Origin of the sequence: Pigmentiphaga sp. YJ18 (genome assembly GCF_038066655.1) — a bacterium.
Classification (GTDB): domain Bacteria; phylum Pseudomonadota; class Gammaproteobacteria; order Burkholderiales; family Burkholderiaceae_B; genus Pigmentiphaga.
In genome coordinates this window covers 571,252-591,928 of record NZ_JBBUKU010000002.1, presented here as the reverse complement: position 1 = coordinate 591,928, position 20,677 = coordinate 571,252, and the positions used below count along the sequence as shown (strand labels likewise).

Annotated in this window: 24 protein-coding genes and 1 pseudogene; 17 read left to right on the top strand and 8 right to left on the bottom strand. The window is 68.3% G+C overall.

From position 1 onward, the window contains the following. Positions 1-37 precede the first annotated feature (37 nt). Positions 38-349, bottom strand: a complete 312-nt coding sequence (locus WKR98_RS16580; RefSeq protein ID WP_341434153.1) for a hypothetical protein — start codon at positions 347-349, stop codon at positions 38-40. 203 nt (positions 350-552) lie between these two features. Here WKR98_RS16580 and WKR98_RS16575 point away from each other — a divergent pair, with 203 nt between their 5' ends. Next, positions 553-927, top strand: coding sequence for a COG4315 family predicted lipoprotein (locus WKR98_RS16575; protein ID WP_124689591.1), 375 nt, complete (start codon positions 553-555; stop codon positions 925-927). A 10-nt stretch (positions 928-937) separates the two neighbouring features. Here WKR98_RS16575 and WKR98_RS16570 read toward each other — a convergent pair whose 3' ends face one another. After that, entirely contained in the window at positions 938-2,017 is a 1,080-nt protein-coding gene (locus WKR98_RS16570; RefSeq protein WP_341434152.1) for a sterol desaturase family protein, read from the bottom strand. A gap of 119 nt (positions 2,018-2,136) precedes the next feature. On the opposite strand from WKR98_RS16570, the gene WKR98_RS16565 reads away from it, so the two are divergent. The 5 genes from WKR98_RS16565 (at position 2,137) to WKR98_RS16545 (ending at position 5,747) form a co-directional block, all read left to right on the top strand. Next, the gene (locus WKR98_RS16565; RefSeq protein WP_124689593.1) at positions 2,137-2,541 is read left to right on the top strand and encodes a group III truncated hemoglobin; all 405 of its coding nucleotides are present in this window, start codon (positions 2,137-2,139) and stop codon (positions 2,539-2,541) included. Beyond that, positions 2,532-2,975 (top strand): RrF2 family transcriptional regulator, encoded by a 444-nt coding sequence (locus tag WKR98_RS16560; RefSeq protein ID WP_341434151.1) that lies wholly within the window; start codon positions 2,532-2,534, stop codon positions 2,973-2,975. Before WKR98_RS16565 ends, WKR98_RS16560 begins: the two co-directional genes overlap by 10 nt. Next, positions 2,972-4,009: an NAD(P)H-dependent flavin oxidoreductase gene (locus WKR98_RS16555; RefSeq protein ID WP_341434150.1), complete on the top strand. Its 1,038-nt coding sequence runs from the start codon at positions 2,972-2,974 to the stop codon at positions 4,007-4,009. Before WKR98_RS16560 ends, WKR98_RS16555 begins: the two co-directional genes overlap by 4 nt. A 125-nt stretch (positions 4,010-4,134) precedes the next feature. Beyond that, positions 4,135-4,491 carry an SRPBCC domain-containing protein gene (locus WKR98_RS16550; protein WP_124689596.1) on the top strand — a complete coding sequence of 119 codons (357 nt, stop codon included), beginning with the start codon at positions 4,135-4,137 and terminating at the stop codon, positions 4,489-4,491. Positions 4,492-4,574: 83 nt separating this feature from the next. Then, the gene (locus WKR98_RS16545; RefSeq protein ID WP_341434149.1) at positions 4,575-5,747 is read left to right on the top strand and encodes a putative sulfate/molybdate transporter; all 1,173 of its coding nucleotides are present in this window, start codon (positions 4,575-4,577) and stop codon (positions 5,745-5,747) included. On the opposite strand, the gene WKR98_RS16540 is transcribed toward WKR98_RS16545, so the two are convergent. Then, positions 5,737-6,792, bottom strand: a complete 1,056-nt coding sequence (locus WKR98_RS16540) for an ornithine cyclodeaminase (RefSeq protein WP_341434148.1) — start codon at positions 6,790-6,792, stop codon at positions 5,737-5,739. The genes WKR98_RS16545 and WKR98_RS16540 overlap by 11 nt on opposite strands. A gap of 9 nt (positions 6,793-6,801) precedes the next feature. Next, positions 6,802-7,677, bottom strand: coding sequence for a dimethylarginine dimethylaminohydrolase family protein (locus tag WKR98_RS16535; RefSeq protein WP_341434482.1), 876 nt, complete (start codon positions 7,675-7,677; stop codon positions 6,802-6,804). A 188-nt stretch (positions 7,678-7,865) separates the two neighbouring features. On the opposite strand from WKR98_RS16535, the gene WKR98_RS16530 reads away from it, so the two are divergent. Together WKR98_RS16530 and WKR98_RS16525 are read left to right on the top strand one after the other, a co-directional pair. Beyond that, positions 7,866-8,285, top strand: a complete 420-nt coding sequence (locus WKR98_RS16530; protein WP_341434147.1) for an Lrp/AsnC family transcriptional regulator — start codon at positions 7,866-7,868, stop codon at positions 8,283-8,285. Between the two features lie 10 nt (positions 8,286-8,295). Further along, positions 8,296-9,153 carry a PhzF family phenazine biosynthesis protein gene (locus WKR98_RS16525; protein ID WP_124689600.1) on the top strand — a complete coding sequence of 286 codons (858 nt, stop codon included), beginning with the start codon at positions 8,296-8,298 and terminating at the stop codon, positions 9,151-9,153. A 50-nt stretch (positions 9,154-9,203) separates the two neighbouring features. Here WKR98_RS16525 and arsC read toward each other — a convergent pair. Further along, positions 9,204-9,554: pseudogene (arsC, locus tag WKR98_RS16520) on the bottom strand (arsenate reductase (glutaredoxin)); the annotation flags it as partial. A 163-nt stretch (positions 9,555-9,717) separates the two neighbouring features. On the opposite strand from arsC, the gene WKR98_RS16515 reads away from it, so the two are divergent. The 9 genes from WKR98_RS16515 (at position 9,718) to cyoD (ending at position 18,199) form a co-directional block, all read left to right on the top strand. Further along, positions 9,718-10,959, top strand: a complete 1,242-nt coding sequence (locus WKR98_RS16515) for an MFS transporter (RefSeq protein ID WP_341434146.1) — start codon at positions 9,718-9,720, stop codon at positions 10,957-10,959. Beyond that, on the top strand, positions 10,956-11,453 hold the full coding sequence (locus WKR98_RS16510) for an NUDIX domain-containing protein (RefSeq protein ID WP_341434145.1): 498 nt from the start codon (positions 10,956-10,958) through the stop codon (positions 11,451-11,453). The genes WKR98_RS16515 and WKR98_RS16510 overlap by 4 nt, the downstream gene beginning before the upstream one ends. Positions 11,454-11,526: 73 nt before the next feature. After that, positions 11,527-12,126, top strand: coding sequence for an HdeD family acid-resistance protein (locus WKR98_RS16505; RefSeq protein WP_124689604.1), 600 nt, complete (start codon positions 11,527-11,529; stop codon positions 12,124-12,126). A gap of 82 nt (positions 12,127-12,208) precedes the next feature. Beyond that, the gene (locus WKR98_RS16500) at positions 12,209-13,411 is read left to right on the top strand and encodes an ATP-binding protein (RefSeq protein ID WP_192901833.1); all 1,203 of its coding nucleotides are present in this window, start codon (positions 12,209-12,211) and stop codon (positions 13,409-13,411) included. After that, positions 13,411-13,965: a response regulator transcription factor gene (locus WKR98_RS16495; RefSeq protein ID WP_124692356.1), complete on the top strand. Its 555-nt coding sequence runs from the start codon at positions 13,411-13,413 to the stop codon at positions 13,963-13,965. Before WKR98_RS16500 ends, WKR98_RS16495 begins: the two co-directional genes overlap by 1 nt. A gap of 234 nt (positions 13,966-14,199) precedes the next feature. Then, positions 14,200-15,108, top strand: coding sequence for a ubiquinol oxidase subunit II (gene cyoA / locus WKR98_RS16490; protein ID WP_370283013.1), 909 nt, complete (start codon positions 14,200-14,202; stop codon positions 15,106-15,108). Positions 15,109-15,112: 4 nt separating this feature from the next. Next, positions 15,113-17,089 (top strand): cytochrome o ubiquinol oxidase subunit I, encoded by a 1,977-nt coding sequence (gene cyoB, locus WKR98_RS16485; protein WP_124689607.1) that lies wholly within the window; start codon positions 15,113-15,115, stop codon positions 17,087-17,089. Positions 17,090-17,219: 130 nt separating this feature from the next. After that, positions 17,220-17,855 carry a cytochrome o ubiquinol oxidase subunit III gene (cyoC, locus tag WKR98_RS16480; protein WP_124689608.1) on the top strand — a complete coding sequence of 212 codons (636 nt, stop codon included), beginning with the start codon at positions 17,220-17,222 and terminating at the stop codon, positions 17,853-17,855. Then, positions 17,855-18,199, top strand: a complete 345-nt coding sequence (cyoD, locus tag WKR98_RS16475; protein WP_124689609.1) for a cytochrome o ubiquinol oxidase subunit IV — start codon at positions 17,855-17,857, stop codon at positions 18,197-18,199. The genes cyoC and cyoD overlap by 1 nt, the downstream gene beginning before the upstream one ends. A gap of 258 nt (positions 18,200-18,457) precedes the next feature. Here the strand turns inward: cyoD and WKR98_RS16470 are convergent, their stop codons facing one another. From WKR98_RS16470 to WKR98_RS16460, 3 genes are all read right to left on the bottom strand, one after another. Continuing rightward, entirely contained in the window at positions 18,458-19,372 is a 915-nt protein-coding gene (locus WKR98_RS16470) for an SRPBCC domain-containing protein (protein ID WP_341434144.1), read from the bottom strand. Further along, a complete protein-coding gene (locus tag WKR98_RS16465; protein WP_341434143.1) occupies positions 19,369-19,752 on the bottom strand; it encodes an ArsR/SmtB family transcription factor in 384 nt (127 codons plus the stop codon). The genes WKR98_RS16470 and WKR98_RS16465 overlap by 4 nt, the downstream gene beginning before the upstream one ends. A gap of 105 nt (positions 19,753-19,857) precedes the next feature. Further along, entirely contained in the window at positions 19,858-20,598 is a 741-nt protein-coding gene (locus WKR98_RS16460) for a hypothetical protein (protein WP_238159977.1), read from the bottom strand. Positions 20,599-20,677: the final 79 nt, after the last annotated feature.

Genomic DNA, 20,677 nt, shown 5'->3' with positions numbered 1-20,677 from the left:
CCTTCCATGACACCTTATTTCCCGCGCCGCGGCAACCTCAGGCGGGCGTGCCGGCTTCGCCGATCAGTCCGCCCAGCAGCAGCACCGCCAGCAGGAACCAGAAGATGGCGCCCAGCACCGAGCGGTTCATCAGCGAACGTATGCCGGCGTAGAGCAGCAGCAGCCCCAGGACCAGCAGCGCGAAATTGAACAGGGTCGGGCTCATGCCCAGCGCCTCGGCCAGGCCCGAGGAAAACGCGCCGACGGCTTCGCCGAAACCGCCGAACACCGTCTTCAGCGCGGCGACGATGGTGCGGATGGCTTCGCCCAGCATGACCCCCAGCCATTCGAAAGTGGATTCGCTTTTCATGTGCGGCGACGTGATTGGAACGCGGCCATTATGGCGCATGCGCCGCAACGCCATGATGGCCGACATCGTTGGAAACATCGCGCCGGCGCCGGTTGCAAAACCTTACAACCCATGCCGGCGGCGGACATATGGCGACGCGCCGAAAGCCACCATACTGGCCGGTGATCCTTTCCCTGGAATACCGACCCACTCAAGGAGGCATCATGGTTCGAGCTTTCGTCCACGCCACTTGCGCCGCCGCCGTCCTCGCGGCGGGCTGCTCATCGCTGATGGTGAGCGAACCCGCGAAGATCAGCGACGGCGCGATGGTGGCCCCCAACGGCATGAGCCTGTACACCTTCGATCGCGATCCCGTGGGCCAGAGCGCCTGCAACGGCGTCTGCGCGCAGAACTGGCCGCCCTTGACCGCCCCCTCGGGCGCCACCCGCACCGGGGACTGGATGGTCATCACCCGCCAGGACGGCGTCCGGCAGTGGGCCTACCGCGGCAAGCCGCTGTATTTCTGGACCAAGGACCGGACGCCCGGCGACCGCACCGGCGACGGGGTCAACGGCATCTGGCACCTGGCCCGGCCCTGAGGGGCCGGCTTCAGGCCGCAGGCGCCCCGCCCGCCGGCCCCGTGTCGGCGCGGACGGGCAGGTGCTCGGCCTGGTCGCTCGGGATGGGGGCATAGTCCGGGCCGAACGACACCTCGCCCAGCTTCCATCCCGCCGGCCGCCGCACGGCTCCCCAGAAGCGCCGGGCGGCCTGCCACTGCTGACCGACCAGGCCATGGTCGTTGTCGGCGTCGACCATGGGATCGCTGACGCCCGTCGGGCGGATCTTCTCGCCATACAGGGCCGTGCCGAATAGCATGTCCCAGAAGGGCAGGACCTGCCCGAAGTTGCAGTTGTGCAGCGAGGGACGCTCGGGGTCCCGCACCATGTGGTGCAGGCGATGGAACTTGGGGTCGACCAGCACGCGTTCGCCGATGCGGCCGAAGCCGAAGCGCACGTTGGTGTGCGACAGGTTCTGCACCAGTTCGCTCAATAGACTCAACAGCGCGAACTCGGAAGGCTCCACGCCCATCGCCAGGCCGACGGTGGCCAGGATGAAGGATTGCAGCACGCCGTCGATGTAGCTGCCGCGGTCGTTGGTCCAGCAGCTCATCTGGCGCTGGCTGTGGTGCATGCTGTGCAGCGCCCACCACCACGGGATGGCGTGCTGGGCGCGGTGCATCCAGTAGTAGACGCAGTCGTAGACCAGGTAATAGACCAGGAACAGCAGATAGGGATGGTCCTCGAACCAGGGCACCCAGTGCTTGAGCCCGGAAGACACGGCGGGCCCGGCGTCGGCCTCGCCCCCCAGCCCGCCCAGCATGTTGGCGAACGGCGTCAGGATCAGGTAGCTGAACAGCGGGAACAGGCCCAGCAGCATCAGCAGCGTGTACAGCCGGTCGATGCGCGTGAGCCCTCGTTCCTCCCAGCGCTCGGCCGGCGCGAGGGTTTCCAGCGGACGGAAGATGAAACCGATGATGAAGAGCTGCAACAGCGCGATCAACAGCGCCTCGGAGATCTCCAGCGGATTGCCCGCGCTATCGGCGATGTGCAGGAAGACGACGGCCGGTTCGACGAGATGAGTGCTGACCCAGGCGATCAACTGGGTCCAGAGCGATGCCAGGAGGGACATGGAAATCGGTATGGGGTTCGAGGCTGCGCATACTGTAGCACCGGGCTGGCCGGGACTGGCCCGGCCTCGGGGGCGTCTGATAAGATGTATTCAATATATATGTTTATCGGCGGCCCCCCATGCTCGACCTCAATCTATGCACCGACGAGGAAATCGCGCGCCTCGTCTCGGCCTTCTACGCGCGGGTGCGGCGGGACGACAAGCTGGGCCCCATCTTCGAAGCCCATGTGGACGACTGGGACAGCCATCTGTCCAAGCTCACCGATTTCTGGTCTTCCATCCTGCGCGGCACGCGGCGCTACGGCGGTACGCCCATGACGCGGCATGCCGCCCTGCCCGGCCTGGACGAGACCTTGTTCGCGCGCTGGCTGGAGCTGTTCGACCTGACAGCCGGGGAACAGGAAAACCAGGCCATGGCCGCGCGTGCGCGGGTCATGGCCCGCCGCATCGCGCAAAGCCTGTGGCTGGGCTACCAGATGCAGCGCCATCCCGACCGCCTGGCGCGCGAGCTGCCATGCGCCTGACGGTCCAGAGCGACTACGCGCTGCGGCTGCTGATGCATGTGGGCGCGCATGCCGACAGGCTGTGCACGATCGCCGAGATCGCGCAGGCCCACGGCATTTCCGCGGCCCACCTGATGAAAGTCACGCACCGCCTGGGGCAGCTGGGCTACCTCGAGACGGTGCGCGGCAAGGGCGGCGGCATGCGGCTGGCCCGCCCGCCCGAGCGCATAGGGCTGGGCGACGTGCTGCGCGACCTGGAACCGGACTTCCATCTGGTCGAATGCCACGGCACCGGCAGCACCTGCGTGCTGACCGGCCACTGCCGGCTGACGGGCATCCTGGATGCCGCCCTGCAGCGCTTCCTGCACCATCTGGACCACTACACGCTGGCCGATCTCCTGCCGGCGGGCGAACTCCCCCTTCTTCCTTCGTTTCCGATCAAGGCCGCCTCATGAATCTGCAAGAACTGCTGGGCATCGCCCTTCCCGTCATCCAGGCACCCATGGCCGGCTCGCAGGCCAGCGCGCTGGCGATCGCCGTGTCGAACGCGGGCGGACTGGGCTCCCTGCCCTGCGCGATGCTGGGGCCCGACGCGCTTCGCGCCGAACTCGACAAGCTGCGGGCGGGCACCGACCGGCCCTACAACGTCAACTTCTTCTGCCATACGCCGCCCGTGCCCGATGCCGCGCGCGAAGCGCAATGGCGCCAGGCACTCGGCCCATACTACGCCGAGTTCGGCATCGATCCGTCCGGCATCCAGCCCGGTCCCGGACGTGCGCCGTTCACGGCCGAGATCGCCGACCTGGTCGAGCCCTATCGGCCTCCCGTGATCAGCTTCCATTTCGGCCTGCCCTCGGCCGAACTGCTGGCCCGCGTGAAGTCCTGGGGGTCCAGGGTGCTGTCGTCCGCCACGACCGTCGACGAGGCGCGCTGGCTGGAAGACCACGGCGCCGACGTCATCATCGCGCAGGGCAACGAGGCCGGCGGCCACCGGGGCATCTTCCTGTCCGACGACCTGGACACCCAGTCGGGCACCTTCGCGCTGCTGCCGCAAATCGTGGCGGCCGTGCGCGTGCCGGTGGTCGCGGCCGGCGGCATCGCCGACGCGCGCACGGTCGCGGCGGCGCGGGCGCTGGGCGCGGCCGGCGTGCAGGCCGGCACGGCCTACCTGCTCTGCCCCGAATCGACGATCAGCGCCATCCATCGCGCCGCGCTCAAGCATCCCGCCGCCCACACCGCGCTCACCAACGTGTTCTCCGGGCGCCCGGCGCGTGGCATCGTGAACCGGGTGATGCGCGAACTCGGCCCCATGTCGCCGGCAGCGCCGGCCTTCCCGCTCGCGACCTCGGCGATCGCGCCCCTGCGCGCCAAGGCCGAGGCGCAGGGCTCGGGCGATTTCTCTCCGCTGTGGTGCGGACAGAACCCCGGTGCGTGCCGCGAACTGCCGGCGGCCCAGGTCACGCGCGAACTGGGGGCCGCCTGGGGCTGATGCCGCAAGCCTTTCCCGACACCTCGTCCGGGGTATTGTGGACACTGTACACAAAATTCGCTACGCTGCGCGTCTCCCTCTCCGGCGGCCCCCGCCGGAGGTCCCGCTTGTCAGGAAACGCCAGCATGAGCCGAACGATAGACGTCTGCACAGTCCGGCATCTCCCCGTGCCCACCGAGTCGGTCTTCGATGCCTGCATCGCCGCCCTGGCCCAACGGCGGACCGACGGCGAAGCCGGGTGCCAGGACAACTACCTGATCATGGACCGGCCCTATTGCGTGGCCTTCGAATGGCACGCGGCGGACGCCCCCCGGGCCGAGCTGGTCACCGTGGCGCTGATCGACGCCGAACCCGGCTGCAAGATCAAGGTCACGCAGCAACTGGACGCCGGCCGGGCTGCCGAGGCCGAGCGTGTCCGCCAGGACTGGGCACGCATGCTGGAGGCCATGTCCCGGGCGCTGCGCGCGCGGGCCTGCGCCTAGGCCACCGCGGCCCCCGTGTTTACATGCCTGGCGGGGTGGCCGACAATCGCCTTTTCTTTCGTCCGCATAGCAAGGGGGTCCGGGTGCAAGAACCCGCCAGCCACTCCGTGCCGCAACCAACCGCCACGGGCAATCGCTACGACCGCATGGAATGGGCGGGCGCCTTCGGCGATCTCGGCACCCTGATTCCCTTCGTCGCCGCCTACATCGGCGTGCTCAAGCTCGATCCGTTCGGCGTGCTGTTCGCCTTCGGCCTGTGCATGCTGGCCTGCGGCCTCCACTACAAGACCCCCATCCCCGTGCAGCCCATGAAGGCCATAGGCGCGGTAGCGGTCACGCAGGCCGCTCAGACCGCTGTCGTGACCCCGGGGGCCGTCTACGGCGCCGCGCTCGCGACCGGGGTGGCATGGCTGTTCCTGGGACTGAGCGGCATGGCCGCGCGCGTCACGCGCCTGGTCCCGCCCGCCGTGGTGCTGGGCATCATGCTGGGGCTGGGCTTCGGCTTCATGCTGGAAGGCGTGAAGATGATGCAGACCGATTGGCCCATCGCGGCGGTGGCGGGCGTGGGCACGCTGCTGCTGATGGGCAACCGCACCCTGCCCGCGATGTTCGTGCTGCTGGTCTTCGGCGCGGCGGTGGGGGCCTGGCGCCAGCCCGCGCTGCTGCATGAACTGGCGCAGGTTCCGTTCGGGCTGCCCACGCCCTCGTTCGCGCTGTCGGACGTCGGCCTGCACGAACTGGCGATAGGCGCGGTGCTGCTGGCCCTGCCCCAGCTCCCGCTCACGCTGGGCAACGCCGTCATCGCGGTCAAGGAAGAAAACAACCGCCTGTTCCCCCAGCGCCCCGTGACCGAGAACGGCCTGGCGACCTCGACCGGCGTCATGAACGTGTTCAGCTCGGTGGTCGGCGGAGTGCCCATGTGCCACGGCGCGGGCGGCATGGCCGGCCACGTGGCCTTCGGTGCCCGCACGGGCGGCGCGCTGGTCATCCTGGGTGTCATCCTGCTGGTGCTCGCGCTGTTCTTCAGCGCCGGCGTTTCGCTGCTGTTCAAGCTCTTCCCGCTGTCCATCCTGGGCGTGATCCTGTTCCTGACCGGCGCCCAGCTGGCGCTGGGCAGCAGCATCCTGCCGGCGGACAAGAACCAGCGCCTGGTGGCGCTGGCCACCGCCGCCCTGTGCATGTGGAACGTCGCCGCGGGCTTCCTGCTGGGCCTGGCCCTGCACGTGATGGTCGCGCGCGGCTGGGTCAGGATGTAGCGGCCGCCGGCTCGGCGGCCCGGGTCCGGACGGCCAGCAGCGCATACAGGTTGCGCGGGTCCGCCAGCTCGGGCACCAGTTGCACGTCCTGTCCGGACCCGGTGGCCAGGGCCAGGTCCAGCAGGCAGCGCAGAGCCGAGAAATCCTCCAGCGCGAAGCCCACCGAATCGAACACCGTTGTCTGTTCCGGCGTTTCCCGTCCCGGCCGCGCACCGGACAGCACCTGCCACAGCGGCACCACCGGCGCGCTGGCCGGCAGTTGCTGGATCTCGCCCTCGATGCGGGTCTGGGCCTCGTACTCCACCACGATGCGGGCCTGCCGCAGGATGGCCGGATGCAGCTCGGTCTTGCCGGGACTGTCGCCCCCCACCGCGTTCACGTGCGTGCCCGGTGCCAGCCACTGCGGCCGCAGCACCGAGGCGCGGCGCTTGTCGGCGGTCGCGGTGGTCACGATGTCCGCGCTCCGCACGGCCGCCTCGGCCGTGCCCGCGGCCGTCACGCGCAGCCCCTCGACCCCGGCCAGGTTGGCCATGAGCTTGTCGGTGGCGTGGCGGTCGATGTCGTAGGCGCGGATCTCGGTAATGCCCACCAGCGTATGGAATGCCAGCGCCTGGAACTCGCTCTGCGCGCCGTTGCCGATCAACGCCATGACGCGAGCGCCTGGACGCGCCATGGCGCGGGCCGCCAGCGCCGAGGTCGCCGCGGTGCGCAGCGCCGTCGCCAGGGTCAGGTCCGCCAGCAGCAGGGGATATCCGGTCGCCACGTCGGCCAGGACGCCGAACGCCAGCACGGTGGGCAGGCCGCTCAGCGCGTTGCCGGGGTGGCCGTTGACGTACTTGAAGGCATAGCGCCTGCCGTCGGACACGGGCATCAGCTCGATCACCCCCATGCTGGAATGATGCGCCATCCTGGCGCACTTCTCGAACTCCGGCCAGCGCAGGTAGTCGTCGCGGATGTCGCGCGCCAGCAGTTCGAGCACGCGCACCGTTCCGTATTCGCCGATCATGCGGGCCACCGTGCCCGCATCCAGATAGCGCGTCTTCATATGCCCTCCTCAGGCCGTCGCGGCCTCCCTGGCGAGTGCGGGCCGGGCGCCATCGGCCTGGCTCGCGCGATCCAGGCGCAAGGTCATGCAATAAGCGCCCCCGCCGGACATCATGAAGGGCGCGAGATCCACCGGCGTCACGCGATAGCCACGCTCGGCCAGCACGGCCCGCAGGCGGTCGGCGGGCGTGGCCATGACGACTTCCCGGCCCACGCTGACCGCGTTCACGCTGAAGCGCGCCAGGTCGTCCTCCGTGGCCTCGATCAGCAGGTCCGCCGGCACGCGTTCGCGCAGGTTGCGCAAGGCCTGGGGAGTCAACGCCGGCGGGAAATACAGGATCTCGCCGCCCGCCAGCGGGCAGAAGCACACGTCCAGGTGATAGCAGCGGTCGGACACCAGTTCCATCGCCACCGTTTCCTTGCCGAAGAACTCGCCGATGCGGGCCAGCGACTCGCGCGAAGACCGGGGGCCGTAGGCAGCCCAGAACCAGTTCCGGCGGACATCCCAGATGGCGTCGCCCGCCCCTTCCTGGAAGCATCCTTGGGGAAACTGCCCCACCTCCGCCAGCAGGCCTTCATCGCGCAGCGCGCGGAACATCGCCAGAAAGGCGGCTTCCTCGCCCTGGCGCTGCGGATAGCGGAAGCGGGCCAGCAGGGCCCGTTCGTCGAGCACGATGGCGGCATTGGCGGGAAAGACCATGTCGGGAAGGCCCGGGCTGCCCGCGCGCATGACCACCTCGCAGCCGGCGCGCTCCAGCGCGCGGCGCAGGGCCCGCGACGCTGCGTTCGCGGCGGCCGCGCACCCCTTGGGGTCGCGCGCCCACGCATCGGGCTGCATCCACGGATTGATGCGATAGCTGACGTCGAAATACCGGGGCTCGACCATCAGGATCCTGGCTTCGGTCTTCACGTGCGCTCCTTTCCACCTGCTGCGGCCGGGCTGGCCTTTCCCTCATTCTGCTCGTCCGTGCCGTCAAGAAGGAGTGCAAGAAATTGGGCATTTCTGCCCATGGATTGCCATAACGCCAGACTCTGCTATCGTTTTGGCATCCTCTTACGCACCGGGGATACGCCATGGACGACGTCGACCATCGCCTGATCGCCCTGCTGCGCGACAACGCGCGCACGCCGGTCTCCACCCTTGCCCAGAAACTGCGCGTCTCGCGCGGCACGGTCCAGAATCGCCTTGCCCGCCTGGAGGAACAGGGGATCATCCTGGGCTACACCGTGCGCCTGCGGCCCGACGCCGAGCCCCGCGGCATACGCGCGTGGACGAGCATAGAAATCGAGGGCAACACGGCCCGCCGCGTCCTGCAGTCCCTGCGCGGCGAACCGGCCATCCAGGCCTTGCACACCACCAACGGCAGGTGGGATATCGTGGCCGAACTGCGGGCCGAGAACCTCGAGGACTTCGATCGCGCGCTCGAACGCATCCGGCTGATTCCCGGCATCGCCAACACCGAAACCAATATCCTGCTGTCCAGCTACGTTTGATTCGATACCCATGACGACACCGGCCCCCTCTTCCCACGACTTCAGCCAGGTGGACGTGTTCACCGCCGTCCCGCTGCGAGGCAACCCGCTGGCCGTCGTGCACGGCGCCGACGATCTCGACGAAGCACGCATGGCCGCGCTCGCCCGCTGGACCGGACTGAGCGAGACCACCTTCCTGCTGCGCCCCACCCAGGCTGGCGCCGACTATCGGGTACGCATCTTCACGCCCGGCGGCGAACTGCCCTTCGCCGGCCACCCCACGCTGGGCAGTTGCCATGCCTGGCTGCGGGCGGGCGGCCAGCCGCAAGGGCCGGACATCGTTCAGGAATGCGGCGTGGGGCTGGTCCGGATACGGCGCGCGCGGGGCCGCCTGGCATTCGCGGCGCCGCCGCTGCGCCGGGCCGGCGACGTCGATCCCGCCACGCTCGCGCAGGCCGCGCGGGGCCTGGGCATTCCACCGGCAGCCATACGCGCCGCCAACTGGGTGGACAACGGGCCCGCCTGGATGGCGGTCATGCTCGCCTCGCGCGCGCAGGTCCTGGCCGTGCAGCCGGACCACGCCGCCCTGGGCATGCTCAAGCTCGGCGTCGTCGCGCCCTGGGATTCCGCCGTGGACGGCACCGAGGCCCAGTTCGAAGTACGCGCCTTCGCCCCGGGCTTGGGCGTGCCCGAAGACCCCGTGACCGGCAGCCTGAACGCCGGCATCGCGCAGTGGCTGATCGGCGCGGGGCTTGCGCCCGACCGCTACATTGCCAGCCAGGGCACCGCCCTGGGCCGGGCCGGACGGGTGCACGTCAGCCGCGAAGCGGACGACATCTGGGTGGGCGGCGACGTGGCCGACTGCATCGAAGGCCGGATCCTGCTCTGATCCGCGTCGAACGCCGACAGCCTCGGTACGGGAACCGCGGCCGGTTGCTAGGGCAGGAGTTCCAGCACCGTCTCCATCGGCCGGCACAGCCGCGTGCCGCGCGGCGTCACGACGATGGGACGGTTGATCAGGATGGGGTGCTGCATCATGAAGTCGAGCAATTCGTCGTCGCTCCACTTCGGGTCGCCCAGTCCCAGTTCCTCGTAGGGACTGCCCTTGACCCGCATCGCTTCGCGTATCGGCAAGCCCATCGCGGCGATCAGGCCCTTGAGCGTATCGCGGCTGGGCGGCGTCTTCAGGTACTCGACGACGGTGGGTTCGAGGCCGCGCTCCTCCAGCAGGGCCAGGACCTTGCGCGAGGTGCCGCACGCGGGGTTGTGATAGATGGTGATGTCGCTCATGGGGCCTCCGTCATGGTTCCGGCGTCGCGGTCCGGGCAAGGGCCGCGTTCTCGCCCGCATCATAGCCCGCGGCCGACGGCCACGTTTTTGTGCACTGCAACCTGCACCTGCTAAGCTATCGGACTTGCCTTTCCCGCGCTCGCGCGGCCACATCGTCCCCGCCATGCACGCCCCCTCCTCCCCGCCTTCCGCCCTTCCCGATTCGCCCCCCGGAGCCACGCCGCCGCCCTCCTTCGGCCGCGCCCTGCTCGCGCTCGGACTGGGCGGATTCGGCATCGGCACCGGCGAATTCGTCATCATGGGGCTGCTGCCCGACGCGGCCCAGGATCTCGGCATCTCCATCCCCGCCGCCGGACACCTGATCAGCGCCTATGCGCTGGGCGTCGTCGTGGGCGCGCCGGTGCTGGCGGTGCTGGGCGCCCGCATGCCGCGCCGCGCGCTGCTCGTGGCGCTGATGGTCTTCTTCGCGCTGGGCAATTTCGCCAGCGCGGCGGCACCGGGCTACCTGTCCATGATCCTGATGCGGCTGATGACAGGGCTACCCCATGGCACCTATTTCGGCGTGGCCGCCCTGGTCGCCGCGCACCTGGCGCCGGCTGGCCAGCGCGCGCGAGCCGTGGGCTACGTCATGCTGGGCCTGACCGTGGCCACGCTGGTCGGCGTGCCGCTGGCCACGGGCCTGGGCCAATGGCTGGGATGGCGCGCCGCCTTCGCCCTGGTGGGCGTGATCGGCGTCCTGGCCTCGCTGCTGGTCTGGCGCTGGATTCCCGACATCCCGGCCAGCGAAGGCGCCAGCCCCTGGCGCGAACTCGGCGCGCTGCGCCGCAAGCAGGTCTGGCTGACGCTGGGCATAGGCGCGATCGGCTTCGGCGGCATGTTCGCGGTGTTCAGCTACATCAAGCCCACGTTGATGGAACTCGCCGGCCTGCCGGTGCACGGGGTTCCCTTCGTCCTGGCGCTGTTCGGCGTGGGCATGGTGACCGGCAACCTGGTCGGCTCGCGGCTCGCGGACAAGGCGCTGATGCCGACCATAGGTGGACTGCTGGTCTGGTCGGGACTGGTGCTGGGCCTGTTCTGCCTGACCGCCTCCAACATCTGGCTGGGCGCCTTCAACGTGTTCCTGATCGGCACCGTCGTGGCCATCGGCCCGGCCTTGCAGATCCGCCTGATGGACGTCGCCGGCGACGCGCAGACGCTGGCCGCGGCCCTGAACCATTCCGCCTTCAACCTCGCCAACGCGCTGGGCGCGTGGCTGGGCGGCCTGACGATCTCGGCCGGCCTGGGCTGGGCCTCGACCGGCTGGGTCGGTTTGCTGCTGGCCGTGGGCGGCCTGGCCATCTTCGGCCTGGCCTATGCCGACATGCGCCGCGCCGCTCCACCCGCCACCCAGGGCAGCCGGCCATGACCCCCGCCCAGCGGTCCGCCACGCCCGCCCGGGCGTCCAGCGCCGGCCTGCTGCTGTATCGCCAGGGGGCGCGCGGCTGGGAAGTCCTGCTGGTCCACCCGGGCGGCCCCTTCTGGCGCAAGCGCGATGCCGGCGCCTGGTCCATCCCCAAGGGCGCGCCCGAGCCCGGCGAGGACGACGCCGCCGCCGCGCTGCGCGAATTCCGCGAAGAAACGGGCAGCCTGCCCGCGGGCACGCCGGTGCCCCTGGGCCGCGTCCGGCAGAAGGTCGGCAAGGAAGTCGTGGCCTTCGCCCTGCATGGCGATTTCGATCCCGCCACGCTGCGCAGCAACACCTTCGAACTGGAATGGCCTCCGCGCAGCGGCCGCCTCCAGGCCTTCCCCGAGGTCGACCGCGCCGAATGGTTCGACCTGGATGCCGCGCGCGAAAAGCTGATCGAGGGGCAGCGTCCCCTGATCCAGCGGTTACAAGATTGGCTGCGCGCCGCCGGCTAGACGCTGGTACCGTATGCGGTGGATACACCGCGTATGGGGACGCCCGGCGTCCCCGACCACGGAGGGAACAGACATGGCAGATGCTCCGAATCCCACGCCCGTGCCGGGTGGCGTCGACTTGACCGGAACCTTGAAGACATTGGGCGCCCGATGGGGCTGGTTCGTCGCGCTGGGCGTGCTGATGCTGGTCCTCGGGTTCGTGGCCGGGGCCTACGTCCTGGCCGCCACCGTCGCCAGCGTCCTGTTCGTCGGCGCCATGATGCTGGTGGCCGGCATTGGACAACTGGTGCAGGCCTGGCGCGTCAAGGACTGGCGCGGCTTCCTGTTCTGGACCCTGGGCGGCCTGCTCTACGCCATCGCCGGCGGCGTCGCCCTGTACAACCCGCTGGCCGGCGCGGCGATGCTCACGCTATTGCTGGGCGCCTTCCTGATCGCCTCGGGCGCCCTGCGCCTGTGGATCTGGTTCCAGCACCGCGGCCAGCAGGGCTGGGGCTGGCTGGCTCTGTCGGGCGCCGTCACGCTGCTGGCCGGATTGCTGGTGGCCATGGGCTGGCCCGAGAACAGCCTGTGGATACTGGGCCTGCTGCTGTCGCTGGACCTGCTGTTCCAGGGCATCACGCTCGTCATGCTGGGCCTGGCCTTGCGCCGGGGCCCGCCCGCCTCCCGCGCCTGAGCGCACGCCGCCGCCCGGCGGCGCCCATGCCGCGTGCGTCATAATGGAGCCTGCCGGCGCGCCCGCCGCCGGCCATCGCCCCATCATGAGCCGCACAGAAATCTCCTTCCTCCGCACGCTGTCCAGCCTGCGCTGGCTAGCCATAGGCGGCCAGGCCGCCACCATCTTCATCGCCAGCGGACCGCTGGGCGTGGACCTGCCCCTGGGCATGCTGTGGAGCGGCGTCGCCACCCTGGTGCTGTTCAACCTCTACGCCGGCTGGCGCCTGCGCACCGGCGACGAACCCTCGCACGCCACCGCCTTCCTGCACATGCTGGTGGACATCGTCGTGCTGGCCTGGATGGTGGCCTGGAGCGGCGGCATCAGCAATCCCTTCGGCCTGCTGTTCCTGGTCCTGATCGCCCTGGCCGCCATGGCCCTGCCCAACCGCTGGGCCTACGCCACCGCCGGCGCGGGCGTGGTCGGCTACGCCGCGGCGGCCATCTTCGGCCATCCGCTGCATGCCCCGGGCGACGCCTACGAACTGCTTCTATGGGGCATCGCCGCCAGCTTCCTGATCTCGGTCAGCGTGATCCTGATCTTCTCGACCCGGCTGGCCGCCGACCTGCGCAACCGCGAGCGCGAACTGGCCGACCTGCGCGAACGCTTCGCCCGCAACGAGGGCATCGTGGCGCTGGCCACCCACGCCGCCTCGATGGCGCACGAACTGAACACCCCGTTGGCCACCATGACGCTGCTGGCCGACGAAATCGCCGCGCAGGCCGATACCGACGACCTGCGCGCCGACACCGAGATGCTGACCGAGCTGCTGGCCCTGTGCCGGGAACGCGTGCGCAATCTGGCTGTCCCAACCGAAGTGGAACTGGAACGCGTGGTGGAACAGTGGAAACTGGTCCGCCCCACGGTCGAAATGCACCGCACCGGCGTCCTGCCGCGCGGCCTGCGCGTCGAACCCTCGGTCGCCCACCTGCTCCAGGCGCTGCTGAACAATGCCGCCGATGCCGGCGTCCAGGCCGGCGCCCCCTACGTGGACCTGCACCTGGAATGCAAGGGCGGCATGGTGCGCGGCGTGGTGCGCGACTACGGACGCGGCCTGAACCCCGACCAGCCGCTCCTGCCCGCCACGCTGTTCCGCAGCGGCAAGCCCGGCGGCCTGGGAGTGGGCCTGGCGCTGTCGCACGCCACCGTCGAACGCCTGGGCGGGGACATGACCATGACCGCCGCCGAAGGCGGCGGCGTGCGCATCCAGTTCCAACTGCCCGTGGAAACCACTGTGACCTCATGATGACTGACCTGGATATCGGCCTGCTGGTCGACGACGACGAACTCTACCTGCGCACCTTGCAGCGCAGCCTGGCCCGGCGCGGCCTCGAAACCCGCACCGCCACCACCATCGCCGAGGCCTTGCGCATCGCCGACGAGATCCGCCCCGGCTTCGCGCTGGTCGATCTCAAGCTCAGCAGCGACGACTCCGGCCTGACGCTGATCAAGCCGCTGCGCGCCCTGCGCGCCGACATGCGCATCCTGCTCGTGACCGGCTACGCCAGCGTGGCCACCGCCGTCGACGCCATCAAGCGCGGCGCCGACGACTACCTGCCCAAGCCGGCCACCGCCGACATGATCCTGCGCGCGCTGGGGCGGGAAAAAGCCGAGGCCGTCGCGGTGGAATCGACCATGATTCCCCTGCATCGCCTGGAGTGGGAACACATCCAGCAGGCGCTGCACGAAACCGGCGGCAACGTCTCGGCCGCCGCCCGCCTGCTCAACATGCACCGGCGCTCGTTGCAGCGCAAGCTGGCCAAGCGGCCCGGGCCCGAACGCGGTCCGGAACCCGAATAAGCGCCCGCCTGGCGTACATCGCTGCGACATATTGTCGCAGGGCTAGTCCCTAGGGCGGCCGGTCACAATTCGCCACAAATGGTGCGATGCAAGGCGCGACCGGCCACGCCACCCCGGAGGGCCGTGCCCGGCCCCCACCGCGCGCGACTATTTGTCGCAGGCTCCCTCTAGACACGTTCAGTAGGATGCAGAACTGGCGGATTTCGCCAACGTTTCTACACACCAAGGCTGGACGTGAGTAAATCCTTCTTCGCGAACGCGGGACGCACATTGTGTGTCGGCGCCATGATGTTGCTGCTGGCTGGCTGCAACATGGACATCCTCGATCCCAAGGGCGACATCGGCGCCCAGGAAAAAACCCTGCTGCTGACGGCAACCGGGCTGATGCTGCTGGTGGTCGTGCCGGTCATCATCCTGACCCTGTGGTTCGCCTGGAAATACCGCGCCTCCAACACGAAGGCCAAATACGATCCCACGTGGTCGCACTCCACCGCCATCGAAGTCGTGGTCTGGACCATCCCCTGCATCATCGTCGGCATCCTGGCGGTGCTGACCTGGAAAAGCTCGCACGCGCTGGACCCCTACCGCCCCCTGCAATCCGAGGTCAAGCCCATCGAGATCGATGTCGTGTCGCTGGACTGGAAGTGGCTGTTCATCTATCCCGAGTACAAGATCGCCACCGTCAACGAGATCCAGTTCCCGGTCGATACGCCCGTCAACTTCCGCATCACCTCCGCCTCGGTCATGAACTCGTTCTTCATCCCGCGCCTGGGTAGCCAGATCTACTCCATGGCGGGCATGGAGACCAAGCTCCATCTCATCGCGCGCGAAGCCGGCACCTATGCGGGCATCTCCGCCAACTACAGCGGCGCGGGTTTCTCGGGCATGCGCTTCAAGGCCATCGCCAGCAGCCAGGCGGACTTCGAAGAGTGGGTCCGCAATGCCCAGGCCTCGACCAGCAAGATGACCCCCGAAACCTACCAGGCCCTGGTCTCGCCCAGCGAGCACGAGCCCGTCGCCTACTACTCGGGCGCCGAACCCACCATGTTCGACGGCATCATTTACCAGTACATGGCCTCCGCAGGCATGGATACCGGAATGTGCACGCCTGCCAACACCCCCAAGATAGCCTTGTCGGAGTAAATCGATGTTCGGGAAACTGACCCTGGATGCCATCCCGTACCATGAACCCATCGTCATGGTCACGCTGGCAGCGGTCGTCATTCTGGGTGCCGCCATGCTTGGCGTCGTCACCTATTACGGCAAGTGGACCTACCTGTGGAAAGAATGGCTGACCACGGTGGACCACAAGCGCATCGGCATCATGTACATCATCGTGGCGCTGATCATGCTGCTGCGCGGATTCGCCGATGCCATCATGATGCGCACGCAGCTGGCCATCGCCTCGAGCGACTCGGCCGGCTACCTGCCGCCGCACCACTACGACCAGATCTTCACCGCCCACGGCGTGATCATGATCTTCTTCATGGCCATGCCTTTCATCACGGGCCTGATGAACATCGTCGTGCCGCTGCAGATCGGCGCCCGCGACGTGGCCTACCCGTTCCTGAACTCGCTCAGCTTCTGGCTGTTCGGCGGCGGCATCGTGCTGATCATGATGTCGCTGTTCGTGGGTGAATTCGCCGCCACCGGCTGGCTGGCCTATCCGCCGCTGTCGGGACTGGACTACAGCCCGGGCGTGGGGGTCGACTACTACATCTGGGCCTTGCAGCTGTCAGGGCTGGGGACCACGCTCAGCGGCATCAACTTCATCGTTACGATCCTGCGCATGCGCGCGCCCGGCATGACGATGATGAAGATGCCGGTGTTCACGTGGACCGCCCTGGTCACCAACATCCTGATCGTCGCCGCCTTCCCGGTGCTGACGGCCACGCTGGCGCTGCTGACCGCCGACCGCTACCTGGGCATGCACTTCTTCACGAACGAGCTCGGCGGCAACGTGATGATGTACGTGAACCTGATCTGGATCTGGGGCCACCCCGAGGTCTACATCCTGATCCTGCCCTGCTTCGGCGCGTTCTCGGAAATCATCGCCACCTTCTCGCGCAAGTCGCTGTTCGGCTACAAGTCCATGGTCTACGCCACGGCCGCGATCGGCGTGCTGTCGTTCCTGGTCTGGCTGCACCACTTCTTCACCATGGGCTCGGGGGCCAACGTCAATGCCTTCTTCGGCATCGCGACGATGATCATCTCGGTGCCCACGGGCGTGAAGATCTTCAACTGGCTGTTCACGATGTACCGCGGCCGGGTCGAGATCACCACCCCCGTGCTGTGGACGCTGGGCTTCATGATCACCTTCGTGATCGGCGGCATGACCGGCGTGCTGATGGCGATTCCCGCGGTCTCGTTCGTGCTGCACAACAGCCTGTTCCTGATCGCCCACTTCCACAACACCATCATCGGCGGTGTCGTGTTCGGGTGTATCGCCGCCATGGTGTACTGGTTCCCCAAGGCCTTCGGCTTCAAGCTGAACGAGCGCCTGGGCAAGTATTCGTTCTGGTGCTGGTTCATCGGCTTCTTCATGGCCTTCATGCCGCTGTACATCCTTGGCTTCATGGGCATGACGCGCCGCCTGAACCACTACGACAACCCGGCCTGGCAGCCGTACCTGATCGTCGCCTGGGTGGGCGCGGTCATCATCGCGCTGGGCATCTTCTTCCTGCTGCTGCAGATCTTCGTCAGCATCCGCGACCGCAAGAAGAACGTCGACTTCGACGGCGACCCCTGGGGTGGCCGTACGTTGGAATGGTCCATTCCCTCTCCTCCGCCGTTCTACAACTTCGCAAAGGTGCCCCAAGTGTCCCACCTCGATCAGTTCTGGCATGACAAGGAAACCGGCGTCGCCTACCAGCGTCCCGCCCACTACGAAGACATCCACATGCCGCGCAACACCGGCGCCGGCGTCTACATCGGCGTGGCGGGCACCCTGCTCGGCTTCGCCCTGGTCTGGCACATCTGGTGGCTGGCCGGCCTGGGCCTGGCCGGCATGATCGGCGCCTTCATCGCCCGCGCCTACGACCGCGACGTTGACTACTACGTCAAGGCCGACGAGGTGACGCGCATCGAGAACGCCCACTACGAGTCGCTGAAGCAGGCCGCGTAGAAAATCCCCCCTACGCGCTTACGCGCGCCCCCCAGGGGGCGATGCGGGTGGACCGGCAAAGCCGGATCCACCGCATCCTGGGTCGTGTGGCAGTGTATCGGTGCGAAGCGCCGGTTTTTTAAAGATCAATATGAGTAGCGCAGCAATTCTTCATACGCATCGCCAGGACGGTGGCGATCATCATGCCCATGGGGGGCATGAGCATCACGACGATGGGTCCAAGACCGTACTGGGGTTCTGGATCTATCTGATGAGCGACTTGCTCATTTTCTCGGTGCTGTTCGCGACCTTCGCCGTGCTGTCGGGAGCGACCGCGGGCGGGCCGCATGGCAGCGAGCTGTTCGACCTGTCGTTCGTGCTGACCGAGACCATGCTGCTGCTGGTCAGCAGCGTGACCTTCGGCATGGCGATGCTGGCCCTGCATGCCGGTCAGCGAAGCAAGGTGCTGGCCTGGATGGCGGTCACCTTCCTGTTCGGCGCCGGCTTCATCGGCATGGAAATCTATGAATTCCATCACCTGATCGCCGAGGGCGCCGGTCCCCAGCGCAGCGCCTACCTGTCGGCCTTCTTCACCCTGGTCGGCACCCACGGCCTGCACGTGACCTCGGGCCTGATCTGGATGGCCGTGATGATGCACATGATCAGCCGCCACGGCCTGGATCCGATCGTGCGCCGGCGCATGGCCTGCCTGAGCCTGTTCTGGCACTTCCTGGACCTGGTCTGGATCTGCGTGTTCACCTTCGTCTACCTGATGGGAGCCCTGTAATGGCGCAACACTCCTCCACCGCCGAAGGCCACGATTCCCACGCCAGCCATGGTTCGGTCAAGTCCTATGTGGTCGGCTTCGTCCTCTGCATCGTACTGACCGCGCTGTCCTTCGGCGTGGTGATGACCGGCGCGCTGACGGGCTTTGCCGCCGTATCGGCCATCGTCGTGCTGTGCGTGCTGCAACTGCTGGTCCAGCTGGTGTTCTTCCTGCACATGGGCACCTCGCCCGAGCAGCGCGAGAACCTGTCGTCCTTCGTCTTCACCGTGCTCATCATCGCGATCATCGTGGGCGGCTCCGCCTGGGTGCTGCACAACATGAATGCGAACATGATGCCGATGTAGGGGTCCCCCCTACGCCCTTCGGGCGCCCCGAATGGTGGGCCCCCAGCCGCTACGCGGCAGCCCCCAAAAGGGGGCCGGGACCCGCCTTGGGGCGGCCCGGCGCCGGGTCCCGGGGGCGATGCGGGTGGACCGGCGGAGCCGGATCCACCGCATCCTGGGGGACTACCAGGCTGGCGGGGGGGGCGAATCTGCGGTTCGCCTTTCCTGTTGCCGTCTTGGGGTGTTTTTTGGCCGGAGCTTGCTCCGGCTTTTGTTTTTCTACGGATGCCGGGGCTCGCGCTGAGCGTAGTCGTCTTCGATGGTGGCGACCATGGCCAGGAAGGCGGGAGGGGTGCGGCCGGCCAGGCGTTCGGTCAGGACGGCCAGGTGGGCGTGCCAGCCGCCGGAGACGTCCAGGCGGGTGGCCTGGTCCTTCAGGCGGGTGTGGGTGATGGTCAGGCGGGTCCGGTCGCCTTCCGGGGTCAGTTCGAACACGACCTCGGACGGCGGTTCCTTGCCCCCGCCCCAGGTCATCGCCAGCAGGCGCGGCGGGTCCAGGCGCAGCACTTCGTGGCGGCTGTGGAAGATGCCTTCGTACTTCCTGAGCCGCTCGGGAATCGGCGCGGTGTGCGGCGACAGCCGGGCATTGTCGAACACCAGTTCGAACGACTGTCCCGGCATCGTGGGCAGTTCGCCCGGCGCCAGCCACTGCGCCCGTTTGTCCGAATCGGCAATCCAACGCCAGACGCGCTCTATCGGCCCGGGCAACAGGCGTTCGAAGCGCACCGTGCCCTCGGCCTCCTCCCTGCCGTGGCCGCCCTGGCTCGCCAGCACGCCGGCCAGGTTGTCGAACATGCCGCGCCAGCCCGCCGCCGACTCGCTGTCCTGCCCGGCGGGCGCCTTCGCCAGTTCCCGGGCGATGCCGGGGCCGGACTGGGCGAAGCGCATCAGGCTGCCGCCTTCGCCGTCGGCCACGATTTCCACGGTCAGCACGTCGCTGTCCTGCGCAAGCCCGGGCATCGCGAAGCGCATGGACAAGCGGCGCGGCGGGTCGAGCTCCAGGAACTCGCCGTGGGCGGCCGTGGACCGCCAGCGGCGTGCCAGCGCCGGATCGGTCCAGGCGGCGAACACCCGCTCCGCGGGCGCGTCGTAGCGGCGTTCCAGCCGCAGTTCGGTATCGGGATGCTTGCTCATTTCCGGGTTCCTTTGCGGGTCTGTTTTCGGGAAGAAGATGCCGGCGTCCCTGCTTCTTCGGCTTCCAGCAGCGCCTGCAAGGCGTCGAGCCGCGTGTTCCAGAAGCGTTCATAGACACTCAGCCACGCCTGCGCATCGGCCAGGGGCCCGGGCTCGAGCTGGCAGAAATGCAGGCGTCCCTGCACGCGACGGCGTACCAGGCCGGCGCCCTCCAGCACCTTCAGATGCTTGGACGCGGCGGCCAGCGACATCGTGAAGGGCGCGGCCAGGTCCCCCACCTTGCGCTCGCCTTGCGCCAGGTGCCGCAGCATCTCGCGGCGGGTGGGATCGGCAAGCGCGTGAAAGACGCGATCCAGCGATGAAGTTTGATATTCAACCATAGAGTTGAATATATATCGGGCCGGAAAAATATTCAACCTTTCAGTTGAGTATCTTTCGACCCGCCCAGGCCCGCGGGATCTCCGGCAGGAACGAGAAAAAGTGCGTCAGGGCAGGAAGGCCGGCGACAACAGGCGCAGGCCGAGCGAGATCCATCGCTCTTCCCTGCCCATGCCCATGCGGTTGCCATAGGTCACGTCGACCTGGACCCGGTCGGGCACCAGCCAATGGCGCACGCCGAACTGGTAGGACGCCCGGCGTCTATCCTGTCCGAAAGCCTCGGCGATCAGCCACGTGCGCTCGGCCAACCGGGTCTCGGATCCCAGGCCCCAGGTCGCGTGGCGGCCGCCCGTGTCGGCGGCGTCCATCCAGCCCAGGTTGCCATGCACGACCAGCCGGTCGCCGGCAAAGGAAACGCTGGCCGGCACGTAGGCGTACCAGTCGCGCGACGCCCCCGCCGCATGGGGATGGCGCACCGTCCCGGCCGCCACGCCCACGCCCCAGCCGTCCGTTTCCAGCGGCTTGAGCAGCGTCTTGACCTGGAACTGCACGTCCGTCGTGCGCACGTGCCCGTCCACCCGGCCGCGCGCGCCGCCCAGCGTCAGCTCCAGGTTGCCGGTGGGATTGCAGGCCGGCATCGCCCAGTACTCGGTGCTGTCGTCATTGCGCCGGACCCAGCTTTCCACCTGGCAGGACTTGGCATCGACGATGCGGGCATCGTCGGTGATCATGGGACGCGCCGCCTGGGCGGAACTGGCGCCGCAGCAGGCCGCAAGCGCCAGCGCCAGCCGCCACGGCGGCGGGCCGGCGGCACGGCGGCCACGGGACGGGAAACGATCGATGCGCACGGATCCTCTTCGGAAATCGAGGTGGAGGCATGACATGGACGTGGCAGGGCCGCCGCGCCTGGCGACAGACAGCATCAGG